The 12,646-nt window shown below is 41.5% G+C and carries 6 protein-coding genes; all 6 read left to right on the forward strand.

Translation table 11 applies throughout. From position 1 onward, the window contains the following. Positions 1–74: 74 nt before the first annotated feature. The 6 genes from AAC073_RS12505 (at position 75) to AAC073_RS12530 (ending at position 12,110) form a co-directional block, all read left to right on the forward strand. Positions 75–5,336 carry a lamin tail domain-containing protein gene (locus tag AAC073_RS12505; RefSeq protein WP_339924174.1) on the forward strand — a complete coding sequence of 1,754 codons (5,262 nt, stop codon included), beginning with the start codon at positions 75–77 and terminating at the stop codon, positions 5,334–5,336. Positions 5,337–5,421: 85 nt separating this feature from the next. Then, positions 5,422–6,411, forward strand: a complete 990-nt coding sequence (locus AAC073_RS12510; RefSeq protein WP_339924175.1) for a TRAP transporter substrate-binding protein — start codon at positions 5,422–5,424, stop codon at positions 6,409–6,411. After that, on the forward strand, positions 6,408–6,869 hold the full coding sequence (locus tag AAC073_RS12515; protein ID WP_339924176.1) for a TRAP transporter small permease: 462 nt from the start codon (positions 6,408–6,410) through the stop codon (positions 6,867–6,869). Before AAC073_RS12510 ends, AAC073_RS12515 begins: the two co-directional genes overlap by 4 nt. Beyond that, the gene (locus AAC073_RS12520; protein ID WP_339924177.1) at positions 6,866–8,140 is read left to right on the forward strand and encodes a TRAP transporter large permease; all 1,275 of its coding nucleotides are present in this window, start codon (positions 6,866–6,868) and stop codon (positions 8,138–8,140) included. Before AAC073_RS12515 ends, AAC073_RS12520 begins: the two co-directional genes overlap by 4 nt. A gap of 938 nt (positions 8,141–9,078) precedes the next feature. Then, positions 9,079–10,137: an amidohydrolase family protein gene (locus tag AAC073_RS12525; protein WP_339924178.1), complete on the forward strand. Its 1,059-nt coding sequence runs from the start codon at positions 9,079–9,081 to the stop codon at positions 10,135–10,137. A gap of 653 nt (positions 10,138–10,790) precedes the next feature. After that, the gene (locus tag AAC073_RS12530) at positions 10,791–12,110 is read left to right on the forward strand and encodes a Gfo/Idh/MocA family oxidoreductase (protein ID WP_339924179.1); all 1,320 of its coding nucleotides are present in this window, start codon (positions 10,791–10,793) and stop codon (positions 12,108–12,110) included. Positions 12,111–12,646 lie beyond the last annotated feature (536 nt).

Raw genomic sequence — 12,646 nt, forward strand, 5'->3', positions numbered from 1 at the left:
TTCCCGGTGTCTTCCCGAGAAAAAATTCTTCTATGTAAATACTTATTTTGTATACTTTTAGTTATCTTAAAGCTATGAAAACCATTGCTTTAATTTGGACTTTCATCGCTATACCTCTATTTGGTTTCTCAATTTCTCCTACAATCGAAATTTTAGCCAATCAGGATTTTGAAGCGGATTTTACCATTTCCTCCTACCCTGATGAATTTTTACCTGGCTGGTCAGCTAATCTGATTCGCGCGGAAAAATCCAGGGTCTTTCAGGCTGCAGGTGAAGGAATCGCTAATTCCAAGGCACTAGGTATCCAAACCACTGGCACTTTCAATGCGCAAATTTACATAAAAACATTGACTGTTGGGTTACAACGCCCTACAATTTCCTTTTGGGCCAAGACTAAAAACAACGGATCTGGCAACAGAACGGTTACTTTAACCCTCGCTTTTTCTACAGATCAGGGAAATTCTTTTAGCGATCCCTTACCAATTGGTACAGAAAATAGCTTCCCAAATGAAGACACCGCCTACCAACTATACAGTCTTCCCCTACCTGATTCACTCAGCAACAGGCAAGCAATAATGCTTAAGTTAGAGGTCATATATGGAAAAGGCGCTGGTAGTGCGGCCAGGTTATTTTTGGATGACTTTAGCGTATCGGACTCAGAAGAACAAATTGAATCCTTAACGGCAAAGCTACTGAACACGGAAAAAGACAGTTTTCTTTTATTGGAATTCAACCAACCTGTATCATTAATTTCTAAAATCACAAGGCTAGACAATACTTATGGTCAGCCTTCAGAAGTCTCCCAGGTAAAAGACAATCAGGTACTCCTGAAATTTGACGATTACCTCTATAACAACACTTACCAAATTGTTTTTGAGCAAATAAAAGGCTTGGTTACGGATAAAACTTATACGGACTGGACGTTTAGGTTTGATCTTAACCAGCCTACCCCACAGGGAGCCATTGTTATCAATGAGATCATGCCTGACCCCAACTCGAAAGGATTGGAACCTCCAAATCCCATCCTGCCCAATGCAGAATACATTGAACTATTCAACCGGACGGACAAACCCATTAGGTTGGATAATTTCACTTATAATGAGGTACCCATCCCACAGGTGACCCTTGATCCACAGACCTACTTAATTCTATGTTCCAATACAAACCAGGATTTGTTCCAGCCCTTTGGACAGGTTGCTGGCATGGAGACATTTAAAACGCTAGTAAATAGCGGTGGTGATATAATTGTGAAGGATGGCTTTGGCAACTTGATAGACAGTCTACAATATGATCACGCATTGTATGCAGACAGCGAAAAAGTAAATGGCGGCTGGTCCATTGAACAGGTCAATCCATTTCTCACTTGTAATGATCCATACAATTGGAAAGCTTCCCAAGCCAAAGAAGGGGGAACTCCTGGAAAAATAAACGATAGGTTTAGCGAAGCCGCAGATCCAAGGATTTTTGAAGTACTCAAAATTCTTCCTTTAACTTCGGGCAGGATTCAGCTCTCCTTCTCTAAAACATTGCCCAAAATACTATCGACCGAAACAACTTTCTCGATAAATGGACAGGAATTGGAACTGGTCGAGTTAAAAACTTATACGCTACTTCTCTTAACTCCGGCCCCTTTGATTTCCGGAGAAAGCTATCAACTGGACATCTCCAATTTACAGGATTGCAATACTGTGCCAATGGAAGAAAGCTCACTTTCCTTTACCTATGATGGCAGTCCCCCAGTAGCTAAAAATGTCTGGGGAATAGATGAAAAGACCATGGTTTTGATTTTTGATGAGGCCATTGATCCGGTTGAAGCCATAAAGGCAGCCAACTACCAGTTGGTACAAAACAAGGAAATAACTTTCAAGCCAAGTGTTACAGAAGAAGTACCAAAGGAAGTTCAGCTTGGCCTCTCAGACGCCCTGATCATTGGTGAAACTTACCAATTGAAGATAAATAATATAGTCGATCTATCCGGAAATCAGATACTTTCAGACACCATTTCCTTCAAATGGGAAGATGTTTTGGATACGGTCATGGTATATTCTCCCAATACGGTGAAGGTAATATTCTCAGAAACCCTAAACCTAGAGACAGCAACAAATCCGGAAAATTACCAGGCTGGATCAGGCCTTACACATCCTGTCAAAGTATTGCAAGACCAGGAAGAGAAAAACACCTTTATGCTGGTCTTTGATGCGGAAATTCCAGAAAACGAGATGCAGCATTTGCTGGTACGCGGTATAAAGGACACTGAAGGCAAAAACAAAATCACCTTAAAAAAAGCCTATATCCATGATACCAGACCGATTATATTGGAGCAAATAGAAATCCCTACCAACCAAAGCCTCCTGTTGACTTTCAACAAAGCACTGGATCCAAAATGGGCTTTTTTGCCACAGGTTTACAGGATAGAAGACAAGAATGAACATCCCCATGAAGTAGAAATGCCCAATAAACATCAAGTTTTACTTCAGTTCCCTTTCAAATGGATTACCGGTGAGGAGTACCAATTGACCATCAATGGCCTCGAAGACGGCTATGGAGGAAAACTGATACAACCGATTAAACGTAGTTTCATTTGGGATACCCTTGCCCCAGCTATTGACACGGCCTTTGTGATCAACCCTTATGCTTTGGAAATCATTTGGAGCAAAAGCATTGATGCACCGGATACATTACTTATTAACGAACAATTGTATACCCAATTTGAGCTTACAGATGCAGGAAGAAAAATAATGGTCACCAACGAGGAGGGCTGGCCAATAACTACATTAGAAATAAAACTTCCTCTGGTTACCAGCAAAACTGGAGAGGCTGCGGAAAACCTTATTTTCACCGTTGACAACCGCCTACTCTCAGTAGCAAAGGCCATGATTTGGGATGAGGAATCCATCCTAATTAATTTCACGAAATTTTATGACCCAGCAACGGTTATTTTTCGAGAGCAATATAAAATCAATGGGGAATTTCCCAAGGGGGTTGGTCAGGAAAACTCCCATCAGGTCAGGCTATCTTTGTCCGATAACTTAACATTGGGAAAAAGCATTTTCCTTGAAATAGCTCCCATTCAGGATGTGCCAGAATTGTCCGGAAATTTATTCCAAGAGGAATTGCGCTATGAAGATGGAGTAGATGATTTATGGTTAGAAAACGAGCAGCAACTATTGATCAATCATGAAGCAGGGCTTCAAGGAAACCAACCCTGGCTCAATAATTTTCATTTTATCGAAGAAGAATACCAATTGGAACCCTTTTTAAGTCAGACTCATGCCAATCAAATTCAGGTGCTGATCTCTCCTCCACTTCCTACAGGCCTTCAATTGACCTTGAAAATTCCTCCACGAATATTAAATAGTGAGCGAATTTTACCTGGCAGTCTAAGAGTAATCTCCTGGAATCCCCTCCCCCCAAAGCTATTGGAAGTAGTCGTGCTACCGGATAACCAACTGGCCTTGTATTTTGACAAAAAACTCGATCCTATTCTGGCCACAGTCCCTCAATTCTATAGCATAGGCAATGAAGCTCCGATGACTGTGTATTTGGAAGACGATGGCAAAGGAGTGATTTTAGAATTCGAAGCTACCTGGTCAGATAGAACCGAACTTTCCCTGGAAATCCGCCAACTCGAAGACTTGGACGGGAATGAGATTGACCCAATTGTTTTTACCTTTGTTTACCAACAGGTAGCTGTTCCTAGCTTTAAAGATTTGCTGATCAATGAGGTCATGCCTGCTCCCAGAGAGGGAAGTGACTTACCTGCCTCTGAATACATTGAAATATTCAATTCCACCGACAGCACTTTTAATCTTGGAGGCATGAAACTGGCTAACTCAAGAAACCAAAGCCTTCTTCCCAGGGAAGAAATAAAACCAGGTGAACATGTTATCCTATGCCCAATAGCATCAGTGGCTTCTTTCACAAACTATGGTAAGGTAATTGGGCTGAGTCCCTGGCCTGCATTGCTAAATGGAGGAGATGAACTATCCCTATTAAACCACAAAGACGAGCTTGTGGATAAAATGAATTACGGCCCCGAAATCCCACTCGCAAGTGAGGTTTTAACCAATGGTTACAGCTTAGAATTGGTCAATCCTTGGTCCACTTGTGAGGGCCTAAGCAATTATGCACCCTCAAGGAATGCTGCTAAAGGCACACCAGGATCCATCAACTCTGTCTTCGACAACAGCCCGGATCGCATTGCTCCCCAACTGATCAAAGCTTTTGTCAGGGACAAATACCAAATCGTATTGCAATTTTCTAAACCTTCAGCGGAAAATACTGGCGAGGTTGCCGATTTTGAAATTGCCCCTTCGATCAAAATCCAAAGCGCTGTTAAAGATCCCAATGATCCATTTCAGTGGATACTAAGTCTTGCCGATTCTTTAAAAGTAAATCAATCCTATGAAATTACGGTTGAAAATTGGAGAGGTTGCTCGGGAAATGCCTTGGACAAGGAAAGCAATACGGCCTTTATTAAAATACCGGGTTTACCCGCTGAAGGAGACATCGTTTTGAATGAAATTCTTTTCAATCCCCCAAGCGGTGCACCCAAGTTTGTGGAGATTTACAACAACTCAAGTAAGCTGATTAACCTTAAAAACTGGAAATTGGCTAATGCCACAGATGGTCAAGTAGACAACAGAAAAATTATCTCAGCTGAAGACCTTATTCTGGAACCCTTCTCCTATCTGGCTCTTACTACAGATCGACAAAGCCTGATAACCTACTTTCCAAAGGCGGTTAATGGGCAAATTTGGGAAATGAGCCTACCAAGTTATCCCATCCGATCAGGAACTGTTATTTTATTAGACGCAGAAGAAAAATGGGTGGAAAAATTCGATTACGATGAAGATTACCACCATGGGTTTTTGAGAAATGCAAAAGGAATCTCATTGGAAAGGTATGCGCTGGACAAATCGGCAAATGAGCCTAACAATTGGCATTCTGCCGCGGGTACTGAAAATTTCGCTACTCCGGGTTACAAAAACTCTCAGGTATATGATGGCAATGCTGAAGGTGCCGGATTGACGATCTCCCCTGAAATATTTGTTCCCGATGCTGCAGGAGAGCAGCCATTCACTACTATTTCTTACAAAATGGATCAACCCAATTATCAGGCAACACTTAGGATTTTCACTCCTACTGGCATTCAAATAAAGCTTTTGTGTCAAAATGAGATTTGGGCATCCAATGGCTTTTATACCTGGGATGGATCAAACGAAAAGGGCGAAAAGGTGGCAGCTGGCTATTACATCATTTCCGCAGAACTTTTTCATCCCAATGGTCATGTACAGCACATCAAAAAAACCGTAGTGGTAGGCGCTAAATTTTAAAAATTTAATGCCATCGGTAATAATTTTTTGTACTTTGGATTGATTTTCCAGTATTGAATGGAAAATTTAATAATACAATGTTATAATGAACCCAATCCGATCAATCCCCTATCTGCTCCTATTTTTGGTGGCCAGTTTTTGGAGCTGCGCGCCTTCTGAGGAAAAGAAACCCGAATATACCCTTCGCTTTGGTCACTTGGCCAATAACCAGCATGGATGGCACCTGGCCAGTTTGAAATTTGCAGAAGAGGTAAAAAAGCGTTCCAATGGCAGAATAGATGTAAAGGTCTACCCCAATGAACAACTGGGCAAGGAGATGGACGTTTTGACGGGGCTTTTGGTGGGAAGTGCGGACATTATGATTACCGGAGAATCCTTACAGAGTTGGAGCCTGCCCAAGGCCATCCTGTGCGCCACACCTTTTGCCATTCGGGATTCTGACCACCTAAAAAAAGTGGCAGGTGGCCCCTTAGGAAAGGAAATTGAACAGCATATATTGGAAGGAGCTGGATTCAGACCCATCGCATGGTTTGAAAGAGGCGCCAGAAACCTTACCTCCAACCGGATTATTCGCCACCCAGACGATCTTCAAGGGATGATTTTGCGCGTGCCTCCTGTTTCTCTATATGTGGATACCTGGAGCGCGCTGGGAGCCAAACCTACCCCAATGGCGTTTTCAGAAGTTTTTACCGCCTTGCAACAATCCACCATCCACGGACAGGAAAACCCCTTTGCCTTGATCAAAGATGCAGGCTTATATGAGGTGCAAAAATATTGCATGCTGACTTCCCATGTGAAAAGCTGGGCTTATGTGGTCATGAGTGGTAAAAAATACGACAGTCTTCCCAAAGACCTGCAAAAAGTAATCGATGAATCCGCTGAAGTAATGCAGGAATATGAACATGAATTGTTTTTAGTCCAAGAAAAGAAAGATTATGATTTTCTGGTAGAAAAAGGAATGGAGTTCATAGAAGTGGACAATGAAGCTTTTCAAACCGCTGCAAAGGAGGCCGTTTTGCAATCCTTTGATGCAGAGCAAACAGCTCTTTTAAACAGAATCCTGCAAGTGAAATGAAAAAATCCCCTTTCCCTACCCTTGATAAAGTACTGGGTTTTCTGGTTAACCTAAGTTTTGTATTAATGATTGCAGTGGTTTTGTTGCAAATCATTGCCAGGTATGCCTTGCCCTGGTCCCCCAACTGGACAGAGGAGTTGGCCCGTTTCTGTTTTATTTACCTGGTCAGTTTGGGAGCAGCCCTGGCGGTAAAAGACAACGGATATGTAAGTGTTAATTTTTTACTGGACCGTCTTTCGCCCAAGTACAAATCCCTTTTAGAAAACTTAATTTTGGTCTGCATCATTGGTTTGATGTTGACCCAATTTGTGGTCAGTCTACCATTAATGGATATTGTCAGCATTCAAAGATCTCCTTCCATGAACCTAAACATGGCCATTATGTATGGTGCTATGGCCATTATGGGGCTATCCGTAGCCTTTTACAGTACCTTGAAATTAATTGAAAAAAATAGATGACAGCACTATTATTTATTGTCTTTTTGATTCTGCTGGCCATAGGTTTTCCGATTGCCTTTGCCCTGGGCATTTCTGCATTTACCTATTTGTTATTCAGTGACATCCCCCTAATGGTGATCCCGCAAAAAATGTATGCAGGGATTGATGTATTTGTATTGCTGTCCATTCCCGGCTTTATTTTGGCGGGAAACTTGATGAATGCAAGTGGGATAACCAATAGAATTATCAATTTTTGCAATGCCCTTTTGGGCCATATTCGGGGAGGTCTTGGATTGGCCAACGTAGGTGCATCCATGTTATTTGGTGGCATTTCCGGTACAGCAATTGCCGATACTGCCAGTATTGGATCCGTAATGATCCCCGCAATGAAAAAAGAAGGTTATGATGTTCCTTTTTCTTGTGCCGTTACGGCTTCTTCCTCCACTATAGGCCCAGTTATTCCGCCGAGTTTGCCCATGATCATCGCTGCCACCCTTACCGGGCTTTCCGTTGGAAAGCTATTTGTGGCTGGAATTGTCCCTGGATTGCTTTTAGGAGTTGGTTTTATGTTGATTACTTACCTTATCTCCGTAAAAAGAAAGTACCCCAAAAGAGAGCGGAAATCAATTGCCTTTATTTTCAAAAGCTTTTTTCAGGCCTTTTGGGCCATTATGATGACGGTGCTTATCCTTTTTGGCATTATAGGTGGTGTATTTACCCCAACAGAAGCATCCATTGTAGCTGTCATTTACGCCATCGCTATTGGCCTTTGGGTTTACAAAGAGTTAAAAATTAAGATGATCCCAGCCATTTTGCTTCAATCCGCCAAAACAACTGCTGCTCTGATGGTGCTGGTAGGCTTTGCCAACCTCTTTGCCTGGATCATGACAGTGGAGGAATTGCCACAGTTGATTGCCAATAGCTTGTTGGAGTTGACCAACAACAAGATCATATTGCTCTTATTGATCAATCTTCTCTTGCTGTTTGTAGGCGCCTTTATGGAAACCATTGCTGCCTTGCTTATCCTGTTCCCCGTTTTATTAGGAGTAGCAGTAAATGTGGGAGTAGATCCTGTTCAGTTTGCCATCATCATGGTTTTTAACCTGGTCATAGGCCTGACCACCCCTCCGGTAGGCGTTTGTTTGTTTGTGGCTTCCAGCATAGGTGGCATTTCTCTTGAGAAAATAGCAGTAGCAGGTTTGCCTTATTTGATAGTAAGTATTTGTGTACTCCTTTTGATCACCTATATTCCCGAAGTGAGTCTGTGGTTACCCGGTTTGTTTTACGATTAAGTCTCGAACAGGTGATTATCCCTAATCAAAGCTACATGGAAGTTGTGGAAATGGGAATTTATTGCTGAATTGGTGACAATGAAACCGGCAGACTAAAAATAAAGCCAGTATTGCAAAAGTCAATTTGGGTAATATCAAAATTCCCCTTTTTCCCAAAGGGGGACTAAGGGGGATTTCTAACGTAAACATTTTAAAAAATAAGATTGATATAATTGGAAATTCACCTTATAATCCCTCCCGCCCCTGTTGGGACAGGTCCTCCGCCCTTACCAAGAGGAATTAATTTGAAGCTTTTTTGGTGGCATTAAAACGCCTGACCAAATAAACCTCATCTTATCGGTAAAAATCGAAATCGATATAACTGACTGCTAAATATTATCATAATGGAGAACCCCAGCAGGGGTGACATTTTTGTAGACATGGGTGATAACCCTTGGATTGCTAATTGAACACCAACAGATTTTGGCGGTATTGTTGCTTTTTTTTCGCGACAATGCTGACAAAATCACAACAAATACTAGCTACCTAAAACCGCATCTCCTATCTCTTTCCATATTACATCAAAATGGCAAATAAGCTTTCTGTCCCTGATAAATTAATTTCACGCTTGAAAACCCTTATTCTTCAAAATGATATATCTAATCTACTGTTTGATTTGTCCTCAATAGATAAAAACATTAAAAAAAATCTAATATTAATAATTCCTTTGGCTAAATTAAAGCATTGAAAAATTAGCTATGAATCCAATGCGCAAATATTAGAATTATATATGACCAAAGCTTATGCTTCACAGCCATGCTTCAAAACATTCATTTTATACCAAAAACCATACAGCCAAATTCATGACAAAAATTACCCTAGGAGTCAAATCATTCATTTTTTCTTTATGCCTGATGGCACTTTTCACTTACTGTGGATCTCCACAAAATCAAGAAAAAATGGCTGAGCAAACACCAGACACTTACTATACCATGGAAGATTTTGGGAAGGTAAAGAAGTATGATACCCATGTACACTTACGCAGCCAATTCGACACCCTTTTCATAAAGCAGGCAGCCAAAGACAACTTCGGTATGCTGACCGTCAGTGTATATACCTCTCCCGAAAGACCACCAGAAGATCAGGAAAACTTTTCCTTAAAAATGGTGCGGGATTATCCTGACATCGTTTCCTATGCCACCACTTTTTCATTGGATGGATTCAATGATGAAGATTGGGAAAGCAAGACCATGGCCTATTTGGAAAAATCCATTGCCCATGGGGCCATTGCAGTAAAGGTATGGAAAAACGTGGGCATGGAATTGGCAAATGAAAAGGGTGAACTGGTGACCATCAATGACAAAAAGTTTAAACCTATCCTAAATTTATTAAAGGAGAAAAACATTACCCTATTGGGTCATCTTGGTGAACCCAAAAACACCTGGTTGCCATTAGAGGAAATGACTGTACAGGGAGACAAGGATTATTTTAGTGAAAATCCCAAGTACCACATGTACAACTTCCCTGACTTCCCTTCTTACGAGGACCAAGTTGGGGCACGTGATCAGATGTTGGCCAATAATCCTGACTTGATGTTCGTCGGGGCGCATTTGGGAAGTTTGGAGTACGACGTCAATGAACTGGCAAAAAGGCTCGACAAGTACCCCAATATGGCGGTAGACATGGCCGAGAGAATTTCCCATTTGCAATACCAGGCCATTACCAATTGGCAAGGTGTACATGACTTCTTTATCAAATATCAGGACAGGCTTATTTACGGAACCGACTTGAGAACCGGAGCATCGGATATACAGGCCAAAGGCTTGACCGAAGCTGATGAGATTGCGGCCCATGCCCACGAGGTTTGGTTGAGACATTGGAAATTTTTCACCGGAGACGATGAAATGAATGTGCCAAAAGTCGATGGTACTTTCAAAGGGCTGAAGCTGCCCAGAGAAGTTGTAGATAAGATTTACAGGTACAATGCTGAAAATTGGTATCCTGGACTCCTCCGTTAGCTTTTAAACACGAATTCGATAACATTGGAAAGACGTATGGTATAGAAGCAAATCTGAAGAACTTAGCTTTTTCTTAGTTACCGCACTCACCATATTCTTCAAGAAAATAAATAAATGCATATAAATTACAATTTCAGCCATTGAAGGGAAGAATGGTTTTCGTTAATTAAGAAAAATTCGTATTCATTAACGAAGCACTCCAGTACAACATGTTATATAAGGCATTTTACGGCCTTCAAAGATTATGGTTTTTGGTGCAGGATGGAGGGCGTAAAAAAAATGAGTTAGCTCCAACAAGGAGATCCACTCATTTTTAGCCTGGAATTCTGCACCAAAAATCAAATGATGGCAATCTAAATGGACTTTATTCCTTACATCATGGCCATCATTTGAAATAAGATTTGACAGCCTTGATTTTTTTGGTTCGTTTTTGGATCAAGCCAAAAATGAACAGAGAAAACAAGTTTCAATGTCTTAAATGCCACAATGATTTTAATTACACGGTTAACTTTTAATATAGAAAAAATATAAATATTAAATAGTTAAAGGTAAAAATACAATAGGATTTCCGGACTCACTAAAATAGTGGAGTAATCATAGGGAAATCTAGCCAATGCCTGTTTCGGGTTGAAACCTTAAAAAATAAAAACACTATGAATTATCTGGATCGAAGAAATTTCCTCAAACTATCCACCTTAGCCCTCGGAGGCATGTCCGCAGGTTTGCTATCCAACCCTTCCATGGCAAGGGGCTTCAAAAAAAACCTAAGACTCGGCTTTGTCGGTATAGGAGGTAGAGGCTCTTACCATCTTGACACCGCACTGGGAATTACCGGGGTAGAAATCCCCGCCATTTGTGACATTGATCCCGAAAACCTTTACCGGGCCAAGCGATGGATTGAGGAATCCGGTCAAGCGAGCCCAAAGCTTTATGACAAAGGGCCGACAGATTTTATCAGGATGTGTGAAGAAGAAGAGTTGGATGCGGTAATCTGTGCGACCCCTTGGGATACCCATGCGCCCATTTGCCTGGCGGCCATGAAAAATGGGAAACATGCAGCCTGCGAAGTACCCCTAGCCCAGACCTTGGAAGAAGCTTGGGAATTGGTAGAAACTTTTGAAAAAACGGGGAAGTGGGCCAGCATTGTATTGGGCGGTTTTGGAGACCTGACCATGTTGAATATGGTGAGAAAAGGACTTTTAGGAGACATCCTCCATGCAGAAAGTGGCTATATCCATGACTTAAGGATGGTGAAATTCAACCCAGAAGAAGAACCCTGGAGGTTACAATTTGCCATAGACAAAAACGGCAATCTCTACCCCGACCATCCCATGAGAAACATCATGCCTTTACTGGACATCAACCATGGGGACCGATTTGATTACCTTGTTTCCATGAGTACCAAATCCGGCATGCTCAATGAATACGCCAAAGCCCAATACGGAGAAAAGCACCCTTATGCCACTAAAAAAATGGCCTTAGGCGATTATAACGCTTCCCTTATCCGTACTGTCAAAGGAAAAATGATCACCCTCAACCATGATACCCATACCCCTCACCCCAGGGAAAGTTTCCGACTTCAGGGCACCAAAGGAATTTATTTAAAGGAAAGGGATAACCAGCGCATCTACGTTGAAGGAAGAAGCCCGGAGGCACATCAATGGGAATCTGCTGCACCGTATTTAGAAGAATACGCGCATGATATTATGAAAAACTATGCTCCACCTGAAAGAAAGGGAGGCGCAATTCGGGGACATGGCAGTGGTGGAATGACCCAAACCCCCATCAACTGGCACCGATTGATCCTTGCCCTGCAAGAAAACAAACAACCGGACTGGGATGTGTACGATTCAGTAACCAGCGCCGCCATTATCCCCCTTACTGGCGCTTCAGTAGCCGACAAAAGCAGACCAGTAGATTTCCCGGATTTTACCAAGGGAAAATGGGAAACCAGGGCCAAGCTTTATTCTTAATTAAGGAATTTATGAATGCCCACCAACTGCGAATAAGAATTGAATTACTAAAAATCTAGAGTCAATGTTTATTGAATTACCTGTTTCGTTGCCTTAACACAAAATTTACTTCGTAATGGAGGATACTAAGGTAAGTCGAAAGACAGCGGCGAAGTATCCCTATCAGTTAGATAAAATTATAATATGAGCAATCAGAAAATTTGGAAAGACAATTACCATAGAAACAGAAGTCTTTATGCTTTTACAAAATATTGGTAATATTCTTGACCGGCATATCAAAGGATATAGGAAATCGCTCCGTGAAGGATAGTTATTTTAATGCCTTTGATAGAAGATAAATTCGGCAAAGAACTTATTTAGCCAAAGCTGTCTGCCTTAAGTAAAAATTGAGTATAACCTGATTCCGTAGGTATTGCTGCTAATAAAAGGTAATAATACCGCCAAAATATCGACCTTTATTAGTAATTTCTTCAAAATAGGATTATTGAATAAGGCACATATCAAATAAAGGCTTTGTACGGATATGGTGGCAAAGC

It is taken from the genome of uncultured Cyclobacterium sp., assembly GCF_963977555.1.
GTDB lineage: Bacteria > Bacteroidota > Bacteroidia > Cytophagales > Cyclobacteriaceae > Cyclobacterium.